The sequence below is a fragment of the Oscillospiraceae bacterium genome (genome assembly GCA_035380125.1).
Classification (GTDB): Bacteria; Bacillota; Clostridia; order Oscillospirales; family JAKOTC01; genus DAOPZJ01.
The window spans coordinates 1-17,746 of sequence record DAOSWV010000030.1 but is presented as its reverse complement, the minus strand read 5'-3'; the positions used below and the strand labels follow the sequence as shown (position 1 = coordinate 17,746).

General features: G+C 50.0%; 18 protein-coding genes. 7 read left to right on the top strand and 11 right to left on the bottom strand.

Annotated features, from left to right (window positions below; translation table 11 throughout):
• The 7 genes from PK629_11220 to PK629_11190 all read left to right on the top strand — a co-directional run bounded on the left by PK629_11220 (position 1) and on the right by PK629_11190 (position 6,903).
• Entirely contained in the window at positions 1–1,374 is a 1,374-nt protein-coding gene (locus PK629_11220) for a hypothetical protein (protein ID HOP12051.1), read from the top strand.
• On the top strand, positions 1,371–2,129 hold the full coding sequence (locus tag PK629_11215) for a sugar phosphate isomerase/epimerase family protein (GenBank protein ID HOP12050.1): 759 nt from the start codon (positions 1,371–1,373) through the stop codon (positions 2,127–2,129). The genes PK629_11220 and PK629_11215 overlap by 4 nt, the downstream gene beginning before the upstream one ends.
• Before the next feature lie 60 nt (positions 2,130–2,189).
• Complete coding sequence (locus PK629_11210) at positions 2,190–2,855, top strand: GNAT family N-acetyltransferase (protein HOP12049.1); 666 nt, start codon at positions 2,190–2,192, stop codon at positions 2,853–2,855.
• 43 nt (positions 2,856–2,898) lie between these two features.
• On the top strand, positions 2,899–3,447 hold the full coding sequence (locus PK629_11205) for a GNAT family protein (protein HOP12048.1): 549 nt from the start codon (positions 2,899–2,901) through the stop codon (positions 3,445–3,447).
• Between the two features lie 13 nt (positions 3,448–3,460).
• Positions 3,461–5,233 (top strand): sialidase family protein, encoded by a 1,773-nt coding sequence (locus PK629_11200; protein ID HOP12047.1) that lies wholly within the window; start codon positions 3,461–3,463, stop codon positions 5,231–5,233.
• 235 nt (positions 5,234–5,468) lie between these two features.
• The gene (locus PK629_11195; GenBank protein ID HOP12046.1) at positions 5,469–6,320 is read left to right on the top strand and encodes a GNAT family N-acetyltransferase; all 852 of its coding nucleotides are present in this window, start codon (positions 5,469–5,471) and stop codon (positions 6,318–6,320) included.
• Positions 6,321–6,339: 19 nt separating this feature from the next.
• Positions 6,340–6,903 carry a GNAT family N-acetyltransferase gene (locus tag PK629_11190; GenBank protein HOP12045.1) on the top strand — a complete coding sequence of 188 codons (564 nt, stop codon included), beginning with the start codon at positions 6,340–6,342 and terminating at the stop codon, positions 6,901–6,903.
• A gap of 68 nt (positions 6,904–6,971) precedes the next feature.
• Here the strand turns inward: PK629_11190 and PK629_11185 are convergent, their stop codons facing one another.
• The 11 genes from PK629_11185 to amrA form a co-directional block, all read right to left on the bottom strand.
• Positions 6,972–7,226: a hypothetical protein gene (locus PK629_11185; protein HOP12044.1), complete on the bottom strand. Its 255-nt coding sequence runs from the start codon at positions 7,224–7,226 to the stop codon at positions 6,972–6,974.
• Positions 7,227–7,379: 153 nt separating this feature from the next.
• Positions 7,380–7,547 carry a hypothetical protein gene (locus PK629_11180; GenBank protein HOP12043.1) on the bottom strand — a complete coding sequence of 56 codons (168 nt, stop codon included), beginning with the start codon at positions 7,545–7,547 and terminating at the stop codon, positions 7,380–7,382.
• Positions 7,548–7,690: 143 nt separating this feature from the next.
• Positions 7,691–8,671 (bottom strand): hypothetical protein, encoded by a 981-nt coding sequence (locus tag PK629_11175; GenBank protein ID HOP12042.1) that lies wholly within the window; start codon positions 8,669–8,671, stop codon positions 7,691–7,693.
• 22 nt (positions 8,672–8,693) lie between these two features.
• Entirely contained in the window at positions 8,694–9,545 is an 852-nt protein-coding gene (locus PK629_11170; GenBank protein HOP12041.1) for a TIR domain-containing protein, read from the bottom strand.
• Between the two features lie 69 nt (positions 9,546–9,614).
• On the bottom strand, positions 9,615–11,147 hold the full coding sequence (gene guaA, locus PK629_11165) for a glutamine-hydrolyzing GMP synthase (GenBank protein HOP12040.1): 1,533 nt from the start codon (positions 11,145–11,147) through the stop codon (positions 9,615–9,617).
• 10 nt (positions 11,148–11,157) lie between these two features.
• Positions 11,158–12,099 carry a glycosyltransferase gene (locus PK629_11160; protein HOP12039.1) on the bottom strand — a complete coding sequence of 314 codons (942 nt, stop codon included), beginning with the start codon at positions 12,097–12,099 and terminating at the stop codon, positions 11,158–11,160.
• Between the two features lie 59 nt (positions 12,100–12,158).
• Positions 12,159–12,857, bottom strand: a complete 699-nt coding sequence (locus tag PK629_11155; GenBank protein HOP12038.1) for a polysaccharide deacetylase family protein — start codon at positions 12,855–12,857, stop codon at positions 12,159–12,161.
• Between the two features lie 5 nt (positions 12,858–12,862).
• Positions 12,863–13,951 (bottom strand): DUF2961 domain-containing protein, encoded by a 1,089-nt coding sequence (locus PK629_11150; GenBank protein ID HOP12037.1) that lies wholly within the window; start codon positions 13,949–13,951, stop codon positions 12,863–12,865.
• A gap of 243 nt (positions 13,952–14,194) precedes the next feature.
• Entirely contained in the window at positions 14,195–16,207 is a 2,013-nt protein-coding gene (locus PK629_11145) for a hydantoinase/oxoprolinase family protein (protein ID HOP12036.1), read from the bottom strand.
• Between the two features lie 320 nt (positions 16,208–16,527).
• The gene (gene amrS / locus PK629_11140) at positions 16,528–17,346 is read right to left on the bottom strand and encodes an AmmeMemoRadiSam system radical SAM enzyme (protein ID HOP12035.1); all 819 of its coding nucleotides are present in this window, start codon (positions 17,344–17,346) and stop codon (positions 16,528–16,530) included.
• Positions 17,343–17,746, bottom strand: a 404-nt coding sequence (gene amrA / locus PK629_11135; GenBank protein HOP12034.1) for an AmmeMemoRadiSam system protein A, incomplete at its 5' end; no start/stop codon positions are given. The genes amrA and amrS, both read right to left, overlap by 4 nt.

The window sequence follows — 17,746 nt, the reverse complement described above, 5'->3', positions numbered from 1 at the left end:
ATGGACTTTTCATCTCTCACCGTATGGTCCGTCCTCGTGCAAGCCGGCATCATTGCCGGAGGTATTCTGCTTGCCAACGTCCTCAGGCGAAAAATCGCTTTTTTCCGGAAAGGTTTGGTTCCGACTGCCGTTTTAGCCGGCTTTTTGCTATTGCTTTTCAAGAGCGTCGGCGTTTTGAATTTCGACCAGAATCTGCTTGAAACGATCACCTATCACGGTATTGCGATTGGATTCATCGCACTTTCACTGCGGGTCCCCAAAATCGATAATAAAAATGAAAAAATGGTCGCTTCCAAAAGCGGTGCGCTGATCGTAAGTTCGTATCTTTTCCAGGCCATGATCGGATTAATCGTATCTATCGCACTGGCTTATACCGTCATGCCCGACCTGTTCAAAGCCAGCGGCATTTTACTGCCGATGGGTTACGGCCAAGGGCCGGGTCAAGCCAATAACGTCGGTACGACCTACGAGACCACATTCGGATTTTCAGGCGGACGCTCGTTCGGACTTGCGCTGGCGGCTGCGGGTTATCTGTGTGCCTGTATCATCGGCGTCATCTATCTGAATATCCTCATTAAAAAGAAAAAGATCGTGCGCAAGACCCCCGAAGAACTCTCCGGTTCGGTCACCGTCGAGACTTTTCAGGATAAAAACGAAATCCCGATCGCTGAATCGGTGGATAAGTTCTCGATTCAGGCCGCATTGGTGCTGTTGGTCTACCTGATGACTTATCTGGTCACGCTTGGCGTCACCACTCTGCTCGGCAATTATCTGCCCGGTGTCTCAGACACCATTTCGCCGCTGCTTTGGGGATTCAACTTCATCATCGGCTCCCTGCTGGCGCTGCTGACACGAAAAGTGCTCTGGTTGTTCAGAAAAGGCAAAATCATGACCCGTCAGTATCAAAACAGCTATTTGCTCTCCCGCCTTTCGGGCTTTGCATTTGACATCATGATCGTCGCCGGTATCACTTCGATCAACTTCGAAGATCTGACCGGTCTCTGGGTGCCGTTTGCGATTATGGCGGTGCTGGGCGGCATTCTGACCCTGTTTTATCTGCGGATTCTCTGCCGCAAAATCTACCCCAATTATTATTACGAAGGCCTTGTCTCAATGTACGGCATGATGACCGGCACCATCAGCTCCGGCGTTTTGCTGCTGCGCGAGATCGACCCGAACCTCGAAACCCCTGCCGCCAATAACCTCGTTACCGGCAGCAGTTACGGTATTCTGCTCGGTGCTCCGCTGCTGATCATCATCGGTCTCGCCCCGAAACCCGGCATGCTGTTTATTTCCCTTGGAATTATCTTTGTCTACTGGGCGCTGCTGTTGACATTCATCTATTTGGCCGGCAAAAAGAGGAGGGCATTGTGAAACTCGGAATATGTACATCGACCAAATATTCTTCGATCCTTCAAAAAGCGGGATTCGACTATATTGAACTGGCTCTCGCACCGATCGGGCTTATGAACGAAAAGGCATTTGCCGAATACGCCGCCTCCGTTTCCGTACCGTCACCGGCTTTTAACGGTTTTTTCGACAGGAATGTCCACAAGCTGGTCGGTGAGCAGGTAAATTTATCGTTGATCGAAAATTTCACTCGCACCGCGCTACAAAGAGCCGCCAAAATGGGCTGCAAAACCGCCGTCCTCGGCAGCGGATACAGCCGTCAGGTGCCGGACGGATTTGATAAATCCCGCGCACTATCCCAATTTAAAAACACCGTGATACTCGCGGGGAAAATCGCCGCTGAATACGGTATTGTCATCGCCGTTGAACCGCTCAATTACCGTGAGACCAACCTACTCAATACTTATGCCGAAACTGCCGAATTCACGCGCAAAATCGGTATGGACAACGTCGGCGTCACGGCGGATTTTTATCATATCGTTCAAAACAACGAGGGTTGGGACGGGCTTTATCAAAACGCTGATATGCTTCAGCACGTTCATATCTGCCACCCCGAAACCCGTATGGCACCCAAACCGAACGACGGTTTTGATTACGGTGAATTTAAAAAAATCTTCGACCGAATCGGCTATAACGGGCTTGTCTCGGTCGAAGGTCACGTCCCGAACCCCGAGCAGGATATCCCCGACTGCGCCAAAGCGCTCATGTGCATATCATAAATTTGATCTCTGTATTCTGTTTGCTTTTCAATTTATTTTTAAGATACAGGAGTGATATTCATGAGTGATGCAACAAATTTCAGAATCGCGGAAGACTTGGAATCCCTGTCGGAAATTCAAAAGTCTCAATTCAAGGGTGTGATTATGGAGGGCCTGCAGGGTAAATTTACCCAAACCCTGCCCGACGACACGGAAAGCATCCTCAAAATCATCGACATCTGGGTCAAATACGATTTCCTGCCGATGGACGAGACTTTTTGTGTCATCGACGAGACGAACGGTGACGTACTGGCCATTCTGCTGCTCAATAATTATAAAAAGCCGAACACAAGACAATCGATTGATTGCCTGCGCAGCGTAATCAAGGCCATCGGCTTCAAAAAGGCCATGAAGATCGCCTTTAACTTTTTAGAACTGGACAATCTGAACAAAGAGGAAAACACCGATCGGATCGCAGGGGAAATCTACCTTGTCTCCACGAGGACCGACCTGCGGGGAAAAGGCATCGGCACGTTGATTATGAACGCCGCCATCAAAGCGATCCGTTCCAAAATCCAAAACAAACCCGGCGACGTGATTAAATTGCTGGTCTTTGAAAAAAATCCCGCACTGCATCTATATGAACATCTGGGATTTACGCGAATCAATTCCGTTCCAACTCCGAAAATGGCGAAGGCGTTCGGCGGCGATTATGACGTGCTGATCCGAATGGAAAAGCCATTATAGCCTTAATAACGCAGATTTCATTTTTTACAAAGGAAAGAATAAAATGCCCGATATTCCAACCTTGACAAGCGGTGCTGTCATACTCCGGAAAATCCGGGAGAGCGATATTGACGACCGGTTTGTTATCGGCAGACATCACGAATTTGCGCATATGTGCGGCGCGGACTCCATGTCCGCTCCGGATTTTCCCGAACGTTCTTTTTGGGAGGACTGGTACCGCTGCCAAATCGGTAAAGAGTATTCGTGGATCATCGACATCGGCGGCAAATGCGTCGGCGCCGCCAAATTCAGCCATATCTCCCCTGCGGACAAAACAGCAACCTATTCAATCGGCATTTTCGACCCGAATCTCCACTCGAAAGGCATCGGCACTATCGTGACAAAGCTGATGTTGGAATACGGCTTCGAGACGCTGCACTTTCACAGAATCGATTTAAAAGTTTTGGAATATAACTTTCGGGGAATCCGCTGTTATGAAAAATGCGGTTTTAAAAAAGAGGGCGTTTTGCGCGACAGCGCTTTTATCGACGGGCAGCACTATTCCGATATTCTAATGAGCATTACCGAAGACGAATATACTTGTTGCAATTAGGGAGGCACTTTTCATGGATTGGCGCAACATCAGAAACGGAAGAGAAATCCCCACGGAATACTACAGCGATCAGCCGTATCTGATCAAAACCGACGACGGGGCGTGGCTTTGCCAGCTCACAACGGGACCCGGTGAAGAAGGCAATCCCGGTCAGCATATCATATCGGCCCGCAGTTTCGACCAAGGTCGCACCTGGTCTGAACTTGTCGACGTTGAGCCCATCGGCGAACGCGAAGCGTCCTACGGTGTTTTGGCGAAAGCCCCGAGCGGCAGAGTGTTTTGTTTTTACAACTATAACACGGACAACATCCGTTCCTATACCGACAAAAACCCGCAATGCCCCGGTTTTTTAGGCAAAAGAGTCGATATGCTCGGCCATTTCGTCTTTAAATACAGCGACGACCACGGCAAGACATGGTCCGATAACCGAATCGAAATCCCCGTCCGAAAGTTTGAAATCGATTACGAAAATCTGTATCAGGGCGAAATCATGTTCTTTTGGAATGTGGGACGGCCGTTTGAACTGGACGGCAGAATCTATGTTTCGCTTCACCGCGTCGGGTATGACGAAAACGGTTATTACCTGAACCGCAGCGAGGGTTCGCTGCTGATGAGCGAAGACCTTTTGCAAATCAAAGACCCCGCCGATGCCAAATGGGTCACGCTTCCCGAGGGCGAAGTGGGACTCCGGACGCCTCCGGGCGGCGGGTTGGTCGCGGAAGAGCAGAGTTATGTGGTGCTGAGCGATAAGAGCATTTACAGCTCCTATCGGACAGTCGACGGTATGCCCGTGTGTTCCTACAGCCGCGACGGCGGTAAGACATGGGAAAAACCCGCCTATGTGCATTACGCGGACGGACGGCCCATCCGGCACCCCAGAGCCGCGAACTTTGTCTGGAAATGCGAAAACGGAAAATACCTCTATTGGAATCACAACAATTTCGGCAAATGGTTTTCCGACCGAAACCCCGTGTGGCTTTGCTGCGGAGAAGAAATATCTACGCCGAACGGGCAAAGAATCGCATGGAGCCAGCCCGAGATCGTCCTTTATGACGACGACCCCTATATCCGGATCAGCTATCCCGATCTGATCGAAGATCAGGGCAAATATTATATCAGCGAGACCCAGAAAGACCGCGGGCGGATTCACGAGCTGGATAGTGACTTCTTGAACGGTCTTTTCAACCAAAGCTCCAACAAAACTGCGGTAACAGACGGGTTGGTTTCGGAAACAAGGAACCCGAGCGGCTTAAAAGAACCGATCAAAATGCCCGATCTCTCGCCGCTTTTGGGCGCAGACCCGAAAATACTCGACCGGAGAACCAAAGACCTCCGAGGCGGATTCACGGCGGAATTTGTTTTCAACACATCTGAATACAAAAACCAGCTATTGCTCGACAACGTCAATCCCGATACCGGCGAAGGATTTACGGTTCGGCTTCTTGAAAATAAGACGATTGAAATCTGCCTGTCCGACGGGCGTTCGCAGTCCCTGTGGCAGAGCGATTTGGGCATGCTCGCCGAAAACCGCGACCACCACGTTTCCGTCATCATTGACGGCGGCCCGAAACTCATCATTTTCATCGTAGACGGAAAACTCTGCGACGGCGCCGGACTCCGGCAGTTTGGTTGGGGCAGATATAATCCCAATCTGCGATCAATCAAGGGAAGCGATGTGATTCTTCCCGGAACGGATCATGTCCGGTTGAAAACGCTGAAACTGTATGACAGATATTTAACGACTTCCGAATGTATGGGTAACTGGCGCAGCGAAATGAAACTGTAAAAACGGTTGACAACCGCAGAATGCGGTGTTATACTTTGAAAAATCTTTCAGGGGAGGTCAAAGCCGTGTCTGTGCGAATTCACCGTCTTATTTCCGTAAAACGCATGTCCGTATGTCTCAAAGACGCCGGGCTTTGTTCTCCGAACCCATAATCTAAAACCAACGCGCAGCGATCGGAGCAAAGCCAAAAACCACGGCTTTGCTCTTTTTTATTTATATCAAGGAGGTCACCCACATGAAGTTTCAACGGTATGACAGCACACAGGCCTTCGGCGCGGACGCGCTCGAGATTTTGCTGCGGCACGAGGTGCAGAACAACCTGCCCATCGGTTTTATCAAAAACGAACGCGGGTATGACACCGCGAACTGGCTGATGGCGACTGTCAAAGACGGCAGCGGCAGCGTGGTGCTGACTGCGGCCTGTACCCCGCCGTTCAACATCATCATGTACGAAACCGATAACAAGCCGAATGACGCGGCGGTAAAATGCTTTTCCGACGCTTTAAAAGAAATCGGCTTTGCGCTCCCGGGTGTTCTGGCCGAACAGGGGCTTGCCTATCGGTTCGCCGAGACCTATGCCGGAAAAGGTGCTTATCTTTCCAATCATTCGATGTACGTCATGCGTCTCGATAAGGTCAACCCGATTCAAAAAGCGCCCGGATTCTGCCGCGAATTGACAGAGGACGACCTGTTTTTTGTCCCCTATTGGGAGCGTGCGTTCGGCCAAGAATGCGGCGTCGAATATTACGATATTCCGGCTCATGTGGCCGGCATTAAAAAGCGCCTCGGAAAGCATAATCACTACTTTTGGGTGGACACCGTTCCGGTCGCACAGGCATCCTCCGGACGCAGTACCGAAAACGGCGCCGTTATCAATTATGTCTATACCCCGCCGCATTACAGAGGCAAGGGCTACGCCTCGTCGGTTGTGGCGGAACTGTCGCAGATGCAGCTCGACCGCGGAAAAAAATTCTGCTGCCTGTTTGCCGACGCCCATAACCCGATCTCCTGCGGCATTTACCATAAACTCGGCTATGTCGACCGGTGCATTTTCGACGAGCTGAAATTTTTACCCGCAGACCAATAAAAGTAAAGGAATCAGAATTATGCCGACACATACGGGAACCCGGACCATCGAAACCGAACGCCTGACCCTGCGGCGTTTTACATACCAAGATGCAGACGACATGTTGAAATACTGGATTTCAGACGAAAAGGTGCAGTCGCTCTATTGCGAACCGGCCTACAAAACCAAAGCAGCGGTCAAAGAGCTGCTCGGTAAATATATCGGCGGATATGAAAAAGAAAGTTATTACCGTTGGGCCGTTATTTTAAAGCAGACCGGCGAATGTATCGGCCAAATCGCTTTTTTCCTCGTCGATGATAAAAACCGTTTCGTCGAGGTTGAATACTGTATCGGCACGCAATTTCAAAATCGCGGATATATGACCGAAGCCGTCAATGCGGTTATCGAATACGGCTTCGAACGGTTGAACCTGCATAAGATTCAAGTCAGCCACAAAGCCGGAAACATCGCTTCCAAGCGCGTGATCGAAAAATGCGGTTTTGTCTATGAAGGCACCCTGCGCGACTATTTTTACACCGAAACCGGCTATGTCGACCGCCTTTTCTATTCGATTTTAAGGGATGAGCATCCCTGTACAAAATAAACGCAGAAAAGGTCACCGGATATGCAAAAGAGCCGATTGACGTTGTCAATCGGCCCTTTTTAAAGCTGTTAATTCAAGTCAATCAGTTTCGCGGTAACGCCGTCAAGTTTGTTCAGGTCGGCGACAAGCTTTTCGATTTCTTCTTTTTTGCCGCAGGGTTGAAGAATGATCAGCCCGTCGTTGGCGCAGGCGGTCTCGCTGATTTCGTGCAGCCCTAAACGCGCCTTGATGCTGCAGCCGTTTTTGGTCAGCGCCTCCTGAAACTTCACCGCATTGCCCGTCCGGTTTTCCATCCGAACCCCGATCACATAATAGCAAGACATGGTTTTTATACCTCCTTTGTTGAATCACCTGAATACATGCTAAAAATCTGTTTTAACTTGATAGCTTTTTTCTTTCCTTTCGGTCTTGGGTGTTTGATTTTATATTCAATATCAAACGCGTCTTGAAAAAACAGCCGTTTTGAAACTTTTAGCTTATATCCATTTCCCTGCCAGCCAAAACCCGGCCAATGCCACAGCCAAGCCGCCCAAATCGATCAGGATGTGTTTCAGAACCGTTCCTTTTTCCCAACGCCGAGGGCTGCCGTTAAACGCCATGACCCCCAATCCCCCAACAATGAGTATGTAGCCGAGTATCTTCATTCGCTTTTCTTTCCTTTCGTTTTTGGGGTGTATGTAATTTTAAATTACAAACTTTTTTCCCTGACGCCTTCCCGCGCTTTATTAAAACATGGCTTTCGATTATTACCCTACACTATAAACTATTCAAACGTCGGCTGTTCCTCTTATTTTATTTTTCCTACAGTTGCTATAATACGTTTTGTTAATCTATTATACAAATCACTTTCATCTTTCCAGATAATAATGTTTTTTTGGGCCACATCAAAATGTCGGTTTCCAAAATCGTCCTCTTTACACAATAGTATAACTTCTATGCCTAATGCTTGCGCGTAACCTGCTTCATAATAGACTCCATTTCTATGTCCTGTTAAATCCGCGACAAGAAATGTGCTCTGCTTTATTTCAAAAAAGATTTCAGGTACAATTTGATTATTATGTTCTTTTATATCTATAGGCAATGGTTTATATCCACAATCACTAATCGCTTTACAAATATATGATTTTGCCAATTCCATGCTTTCATTAAACCACATTGCAATAAAACCTTGGGGAACGTTGACTTTTCTTTCTTTTAGCTCTTGAATACGCGCTCTCCCTTTTGCGCTTAATTGATATTCATTCTCACTTACACATGTAACATATCCTAATTCATCAAGCATTGAAAAAATATATTTTACTTCATCCTTTAGTTCTTCAACTTTCATTGAATCGATAAATAAAAGCAGTCGTAAAAATAAAAATAAGTGCGTTATATTATAAGTATTACCGTAATTAAACAGTATGGTAAGATTTACAAGTATTCGGTCAATTCTTTCGGAAAAATTCTTTGGATACATCATTTTTAATTCATCGTAGTAGATATAATATATCTCATTTAGATTGGGACGATCGATTTTATCGATAATGAAGCATGGCATACGGCTAGCAAAATCTTTATGCTTGAAAAAGTAGTACATTACAGCCATTGCTTTAAATGCATCAATGTTTTTACTCCATTCTGCTACATGGAGGTATTTATCCATACCAATTGAGAGCCCATATTTTCCGCATTTTTCACATGTGTAAACCTGTATCTTTAAATAATCATCTTGCTCTACTTCACAAATACTATCACAAAAAAGACAACGTGACTTTTCTGATACCATACGCTTGACCCCCTTTAATATTTTAGATTTCTAGGATTTTTCTCAACTCAATTGATATTTCCTTCGGAGTCATCATAGATGTATTCAATGCCAATCTTCCGGCAAGAGTTGGGCTAAAATCTTGAACTTCTTTTTTTGAAATGTTGTGCCATATTGGCAGAATGGTCTTTCCTCCGGTCATTTCACGTTGGAAGAGCCCATCAAGTTCATACTGCGTCCATCCTTTTTGTATATAGTAATTTGACAATACTACAATACCATACTTTGATTTTTTTAAGCCGTTATCAATTTTCTTTCTCAAGCTATCTCCCCATGATATGCTAAGAGCGTCATACCAAACCTTGATGCCAGCCTCTTGTAGTTCATGACAAAGCTCATCTGCAAAGCTTTCCTTATCCTCCGAAGCATGTGATATAAAAACATCATACTCCTCATCCGTCTCACAATATAAATGCGTGGAAGAACCTTGTAAAACCACATCATGAGTTAATTGAGAAGTTAAATCTGTAATACGCTTTTCGTAATTGGCATAAATTTTGTTCTGTACTGCTTCGGATTTCTTAGCTTCTGCCAATTCTTCCTTTTGAAGTCTTTGGGCTTCATCACTTCGTTTCTTACGTTTATCAGCGATTTTTTTATTAATATCTGCTTTATTACTTAAAATACCCACTAAATCCTTTTGATACCCTTGTATTTGTCGCAACTTTGTTTGTAACGTTGAAGCAGATGTGTTTTTAGTAATGCTTCGCTGCGTGTCATTAATCTTTTTAGTTTTATCTGCTTCTTTCTTTGCCTCGTCGGCTAATTTCTTCTCTAAATCTGCAAGTTCCCTATCAAATTGATTCAAATTTCTCCTTGTTTGATCCACACTCATTTCTGCTTCACCTAATTTCTCAAATTGCTTTTAAGGGAAATAGTAAATTGTAATGTATTACCAGAGTTATCACTCCCACTCGATGGTCGCGGGGGGTTTGGTGGTGATGTCGTAGCAGATGCGGTTGATGTGCTTGACCTGATTGACGATCTTCGATGCCGCCGACTGCAGCACGTCGTAGGGGATTTTGGCGAAATCCGCGGTCATAAAGTCGCTGGTCGTGACCGCGCGCAGCACCAGCGTATAATCATACGTCCTGCCGTCGCCCATGACGCCCACCGAACGGATGCCCGTCAGCACCGCGAAATACTGATTGATCGAGCCGTCGAGACCCGCAAGCGCGATCTCGTCGCGGAAAATCTTGTCGGCGTCCTTTAAAATCGCCAGCTTTTCGCGCGTGATGTCGCCGATGATGCGGATGGCAAGCCCCGGGCCGGGGAACGGCTGACGGTTCACGAGCGCGGCGGGCAGTCCGAGTTCTCTACCGAGCTGACGCACTTCGTCTTTAAACAGCATGCGCAGCGGCTCGACGATCTCTTTGAAGTCCACGAAATCCGGCAGGCCGCCGACGTTGTGGTGGCTTTTGATGACCGCGGCGTCGCCGAGGCCCGACTCGATGACGTCGGGATAAATCGTCCCCTGCGCCAAAAAGTCCACGGTGCCGATCTTCTTGGCCTCCGCCTCGAACACGCGGATGAACTCCTCACCGATGGCCTTGCGTTTGGTCTCGGGGTCGGTGACGCCCGCGAGCTTGCCGATAAACCGCTCCGACGCGTCGACCGTGATCATATTGATATCGAAATCCTTGAAGGCCTCCTGAATCTCCTCGGTCTCGTTTTTGCGCATAAAACCGTGATCGACGTAGACGCAGGTCAGCTGCTTGCCGACCGCACGGGATAAAAGCGCCGCGCACACCGAGGAATCCACGCCGCCCGAAAGCGCCAGCAGCACCTTGCCGCCGCCGATTTTTTCACGCAGTCCCGCGATCGACTTTTCGCAGTAGTCCTTCATCGACCAGCCGCCCTCGCAGCCGCAGACGCCGTACAGGAAATTGTGCAGCATCTTCAGCCCGTTTTCGGTGTGATTGACCTCGGGGTGGAACTGCACCGCGTAAACTTGGGCTTCTTTATTTTCCATCGCCGCGAACGGGCAGGTCTTGCTGCTCGCAACGCCTTTGAAGCCCTCCGGCAGTTTGGAGATATAATCGTTATGGCTCATCCAGGTGACGCCCGTTTTGGGCAGTCCTTGAAACAACACCGAATCGGTGTCGAACGCGGTCTCGGTTTTGCCGTATTCGCTGACTTTAGCGGCGGAAACCTGACCCGCAAACTCCTTTGCGAGAATCTGTGCGCCGTAGCAGATGCCCAGAATCGGAATGCCCAGCTTGAAAATCTCCGGATTCACCTGCGGAGAGGTCTCCAAATAGACGCTGTTCGGGCCGCCGGTGAAGATGATCCCCACGGGATCGAGCGCCCGAAGCTCGTCCATGCTCGTTTTATACGATTTCACCTCGCTGTAAACGCCGCATTCACGCACTCTGCGCGCAATCAGCTGGTTATATTGACCCCCGAAGTCCAAGACAATCACGATCTGATTTTTCATAGTGTTCTCCTTATATTTCATAGTTGAGTGTTCCGCTTTCGATCTCCGCCTGATGCGCTTTCGCATATCTTTGCGCTTTTTTCAAAAACCTGTATTCCGGTCTGCGTTTTATAAGATATCGTATTCTCATCCAAAAATCGCACCACGCCATCGCCGATTTCGCACCGGGAATTTTATGCTTTGCCGCAATGTACATGCGGTTTATGACATAACGGCGGATATGTGATTCGGTTTGAATCCGGTACTCGCCCGAAGCGCGATGCAAGATTTTGATATCGCCGTCGATATAACAGCTCTTTCCCTCTGCTTTGGCCGCATTGCAGTAACCGAGTGTGAAATCCAAATCCTCGGCGTAGGCATACCCGGTCAGTTTTTCATCCCAGACGATCCCATACTTTTCGGGGAGAGATTTTTTCACCGCAAAGAAAAACCCCATCGCCCAGTTGGTTTCAACTTTTCCGCTTACGTCATCGGGATACCGTCCGAGCACCGAGCGTGTGACATGCCCGATTTTGCGGTTTTTAAATGATCTCATACCTGTCAGATACCCCAACACGCTTTGGTGTTTTTTCAAGCCCTCATCCACCGCCGCAACCAACGCGGTATCTGTAATTTTCATGTTCTCGTATAGGCGGGAAAGCGTATCGGAGTGAAAATCCACGTCGTCATCGCAAAATAGCAGGATGTTATTTATGGCTTTTTGCATGCCGAGGTTTCTGGCTGCGGTGGTTGACGGCGGGCTGAGCTTCAGGTGTAAAAAAGAAGAAGCCGCCGCGTCCGTCTGCGTCAGCATATCGGCATTTTTGCCGAAGGTCTCATCATTCGACTGATCGACGATAAGCAGCTGATCGGGAACGGCGTCGCCGGCGGCGATCGTCTCAAGTGTACGCAAAAGAGCCTGCGGGCGGTTCAAAGTCGGAATCACGATGCTGACCGGTATTGTCTTCGCCACCCGCATTCACCCCTTAAAGAGTAATATAGGTCATATTATACGGTTTTTTGCATGAATAATCAAGCGTTCAGCAGGACTTCGCAGTTGGTTCCGTAGAAAATATCCGCCCTGCCGGAGATGTATTCACACAGTTCCTTAAACTTTCCCCAGGTGTCGTTGTAGTCGAACTCGTAGCTGTGACCCCAGACGTAGAAAATCCGGTCGTCCGGCCACTCGCCCTCGACAAAATCACGGGCCGACTCAAACATTTTATCGAAATCCATGTGATAGACCGTCGGCTGAAAGCGGTAAAGATTATTTTGCCGTTCAAAGGAATCGTTGCAGGTGATCGTGCGGGCATATTTGAGCGGCGTGTTCTCGGCGATCACCGAGGCGACGAAATCGTTGTTATTGACGCCGCCGCAGGGATAGGCCATCCCGACGATCTCATACCCGACCGCATCTTCGAGCGCGCGGCGGTCGTCCTCGACCTGACGAATGATGTCAGGTTTTTCAAGGCCGGTCAGATTCGGGTGCGAAACCGTGTGAACAGCGACCTCGTGGCCCCGATAGATGCTCGCCACGTCGGCCGCCTGCACTTTATTGTGTATGGCCTCACCCATGCTGTTTTTGACTCTGCCTTCTTTTCCGAGCAGACCGGAATTTAGGTTAAAAGTCGCTTTCAGCCCGTATTTATTGAAAAGTTCAATCAAGCGGATGTCCTGCGTCACGCCGTCGTCGTAACTGAAAGTCACCGCTTTTTTCTTGCCGTCAAACATTTTTATTATACAACCTCGATTTCGTTGGGTGTCGGATACTTGGGCAGATTCTGGTCGGGGTGGTCGAGATAATAATAAGCCACCGACATAAAGTCATCGCGGCGCTCGAGATACCGCCCGTCGCTGCGCCAACCGAGGTCCTGCAAAGTCACGCGCATCTTCTTTTCGAAACGAATGGGATCGACAACGTGCCAACGATACAGCGAAAACCGCTGCTGGCAGTTATATAACCCGTCGGGCTTGATCACCTGAAACATGCCCGCGTACAGCCCCGAATAGGTCTGGTAGGCGCCGTTGAGGTCCCAGTTGTATGCCCCGCAGAAATAATCCTCGGTGCCGGTGCCGCAGATGGTCGGGAACTCGGTGTCGCCGTCCATAAAGAACTTGATCTCACCCTCGCCCCACCAGTTGCCCTCGCCGTTCAAACCGACCGCCATCGATGTGCCGATGAACTGACCTTTTCCGTTGATGCCATCAGCGACGAGATAATCCGCGCCCGCCGCCAGCGGTTTGGCTTGCCGGTACTGTGCGCAGAAATAGCCGCAGTTTTCGGGGATTTCGGTCAGGCAGTAGTTGATCTGGTAATAGCTTGTGGTCTTTTTGACGCCGGTGTTTTCGAGCGTCATGCGGAAGCCCTTGCGAAACGGCATCTCGAAATAGCAGTTAAAGCCGCGGTTCGGCGCGACCATGATCAAAGCCGAATTCAAAAACGGAAAACGCCCGGTCGCCGAGTCGATGTTATTGTTATAACCGAACGCGAAAAATGAGGGCAGCGGCGCCTCGACCGAGGGTTTTTCGCAGCCGTCCCAATAGACGCGGAAAATGAGCGACCGCTCCGAAGAGCCGGCAAACCAGATGCTCTGAATCATGCCCTCACCTTTGACATCGGCGATGGTCACGGTCTCACCGGGCTGCGCCTGAATCGCCGGGGAGATCTTGCGGCCTATGCCGAGTTCACGGGCGGGACCCGCGCCGATGCCGGTCTCGGCCATTCCGCCTTTTCCGGGTTCTCCCGTGGGGTTTTCCGCCGAGAGCGAACGGGTCTTTGCATGGTTCATCAAAGAGAGATTTGCGCCGAAATTTTGATTCTGCATATCAATTCCTCCGATTATATCGTTGTAAAAACTGCGAGAACGGAAACATTATACCATTGCGGATTTGTGCGGTCAATAAAAAAACGTAGTGTAGGGGCGAACTGCGTTCGCCCGTTTGATTTTATCGGTGTATCCGGCAAATGAACGCGGGCGAACGCAGTTCGCCCCTACCCCCACTCATCATAATACATTTATCACTTTCATTTTAATATATTCTATTTTGCTATTTGCAATTTTTAGTTCTTATGCCTCAACCCCGCCCGAAGCGACGGCGGTGACCAGCGAACCCAAATCGATTTCGGTGCCGCTCTTGGCAAAAGCCGTGCCGGTCGACGATTCCACCGTGACTTTCAATTCACCCACGCAGCCGCGCTTTCGCGCTTCCTCGACCGCCAGTTTTTCGGCGGCCTTTTTGGCGGCTGCAATCGCGTCTTCCAGTTTTCCGTGCGTTGTATTGCCTTTCGGGGTATGGACGGTGTAACTCGCCACGCCCGCCGTCGTGCGGTTCGGAGCGATCTCGACGGTCACTTTGGCGGAAATGTCCGCGATCACCGCGCCGATGGCGTTGGCGACCTCGGCGTTTTCGGGGATCACGCATTCCATCCCGAGCGCTTTGGCGGCTTCCGGCAAAAAGAGGTGTGTCGGTGCGCCGATGCCGACCAGCGAAGCGCCCGAACGGAACACTAAATCGAAAATCGGGTCGGCTTTCTGAATATTCCGGTTATTCCAGTTTTCCTCGATCAACTTGGTCAGCTGATCGCCTAAGCCGGATTTACGCAAAAACGGATAGCGGTTGGTCAGCAGCACGCGGGCGAGGTTTTGATAGAGCTTTTTCGCCACCAGTTCATAGACCTCGTCGGCGAATTTCTCGACGTTTTCCTCATTGTCGCGTTTGAGCGAGCAGCAGTCGATGAAATAGCGCGCACCCATGATGGATGCCTGTTTGTCGAAATTGGAAAAATCACCTTTGATGTGCATGGCGTCGGTCGGCGTGAATCCGCAGCGCATCACAATGCCCTCGGCCTCGAGCCGCTCGCTGCCGAGTTTGTAGGGATCAAGCTTGCCGCCGCCGATCATCACGGGACCGGCGCGCAGCAGCTCCATCAACTCCCACTCGGCGTCGGTATAATTCCTGCCCTGCGGCTCTTTGACCAGATATAAAAATTCGTGCAGCGGCTGTGCGCTGCCGCGTTTTTGTTCTTTCAAACGCCATAACTCGCCGGTAATCGACGGCCATCTTTTCGCCGCCGCACACAACGGCATCACACGCCGCGCGTTCAAGACCAATTCCCCGTCTTTTGCGGTAATCTCGCTGTCGCCGCCGAGGCCGAAGGTGTCGATAAACACGCCCTTGACCTGCGTATGCCAGTTGCCGATGCGAATTGTCCCGGAGGTCTCGGGCATACCGTTGCGCACCACCGAGATGTCGGTCGTCGTGCCGCCCATATCCACGATCAGGCAGTTGTCCCGCTCGGTCAGCCATTTTCCGCCGAAGACGCTCGCCGCAGGGCCGCTCAAAATTGTCTCAACCGGGTGCGAACGGGACAAATGCTCATTCATCAGGCCGCCGTCGCTGCGCACGATCATCTTGGGTAGATCCATTCCGCGTTTTTTAAGCGCTTTGCCGACCGCGTCCATAAATTCTTCCGCAACCGGAAGCAGCCGCGCGTTCAGCAGCGCCGTCGCGCCGCGTTCCATCACATTCAGACCGCTCGTCAGATCACTGGCAAGCACGATCGGAACATCATATTTTTCACCCAAAATCTCTTTGGCATTTTTTTCACAGACCGCGCCGTTGCGGATGGCGTTGCTCTCGACTACGCTGAGCGCGTCGGCATCGGAGAGCCACTGCCCTTCCAGTTCGAGCAGTTCGTCCCAGTTCGGCTCGTCGATCACTTTGCCGTCGAAGCTGCCGTGCGTATCGACGCACAGCACGTCCTCGTCGCGCAGCCCATAATATTTATCGGCCTCGATCCACTTCATAACCGCCTTGGTGCTGCCCATCAAAATCAGTTTCGCACGGCAGCCCTTGTCCTCGATGCAGGCGTTGGTAGCCAGTGTCGTGGATAATGAAACCAGTTTGAGTTTCTTTAAAAATTCCTGCGGCAGCTTATCGAGCGCTGCGCCGATGCAGGTCGTTAAATCCTCGCGCGTGGTCGGGGTCTTGACTTTCGCCAAAACCTTTTTGCTGTCAAAATCGTAAATCACGGCGTCCGTGTAGGTTCCGCCGGTATCGATGCCGAGTCCCAAATTCATAACGGCACCTCCCTTGACTTTCTATTGTAGCACAGCGATCAAAGGTTTCTATAAAAATATTTTGGTTTTTTGCAGAAAACGATTTTGACTATCCCGAGTGGTATAAGACCGCAAAGGGAAAAGAGGATTATTTATCTATGAGTAACATCTGCAAGGATATCGTTTATCGGAACGGTCAAGACCGTTCCCTACTTTTTATATTATAGGACGTGACGTCACTAAACCGTAGGGCGACCGTATGTAATCACCCCTAAAAACGACTTATATTGTTCTATGTGGAACAATTTAACAGTTACGCTTATATAAAAAATGGGATTACCTCAACAGTTTCCGAAAAAGACATACTTTAAATATTTTGCGGCGATATTTCGAAGATCGTAAATCGTCTCGATCGGCGTGGAACGGTGATCGTTCATTTTATAACGCGGGAAAAAGCGGCTTAAGTGTAAGGGGATTTCCGGATTGACCGAAGCCAGCCATTTCGCCTCGTCCTCGATCTCTTTCGGATCGTCGTTCAGGCCCGGGATGACCAGTGTCGTGACCTCGACGTGGCATTGTTGCGCCGAAAGCGCAATCGTCTGCTTCACGGTTTCAAAATCGCCTTTTACGAGGTCATAAAATTTCTGTGAAAACCCTTTGAGGTCAATATTCATCGCATCAATCAGCGGCAGCAGTTCGAGCAGCGGCTCTAGGCAGATCATGCCGTTGGTCACGAGCACGGTTTTTAATCCGTTTTCGCGCAGCAGCTTTGCGCAGTCGCGGACGTATTCGTACCAGATCAACGGCTCATTATAAGTAAATGCCAGCCCAATATTGCCCTCCGGTACGGCTCGTTTCGCCCGTTCGACCAGCATTTCGGGTGAAAAATACACCGTGTCGGCGTTTCGGTCGGCCATCGAGATTTCGCAGTTTTGGCAGAACGGACAGGCCAGATTGCAACCGTAACTGCCCGCCGACAGAATCATGCTGCCGGGGTAAAAACGGTAGAGCGGCTTTTTTTCAATCGGGTCGAGCGATAACGAGGTCAGACGCCCGTAGTTGCCGCAGACGATCTTCCCGTCCCGGTTCTCCCTAGCGCGGCAAAATCCTGTCCTGCCCTCGGGGATGTCGCAATGGTGCGGACAGAGACCGCAGATCATTTATGCCTCACCACCTCAAAGCGGGACAATTCCACCTTTTCGGCAGGTCGGATACCGGCTTTTTTCTTGGCGATGTCAATCTGATCGTACACCGTGTCCACACCTTCGAGGTCGGGCAGCAGCAGTCCGCGCCTGCCGCCGTTTTGCACGATGACCCCGTATTTTTTCACGTCGAGTTCATCGGGCGACTCGATTCTCTCCGGTGCGCCCAGCACGTCAACGCTGTAAACCAGATCGGGCAGTTCGTCGGGTTCGACCGGCTCGAAACGGGGATCATGCGCCGCCGCCGAGGTCCCGTTTTGCAGAATTTCCTCGGCAATGCTCGCGGTGGTCGGGGCAATCGTGCCGATGCAGCCGCGCAGCTGACCGTACTTTTTCAAAGAGACAAACACGCCCGCTT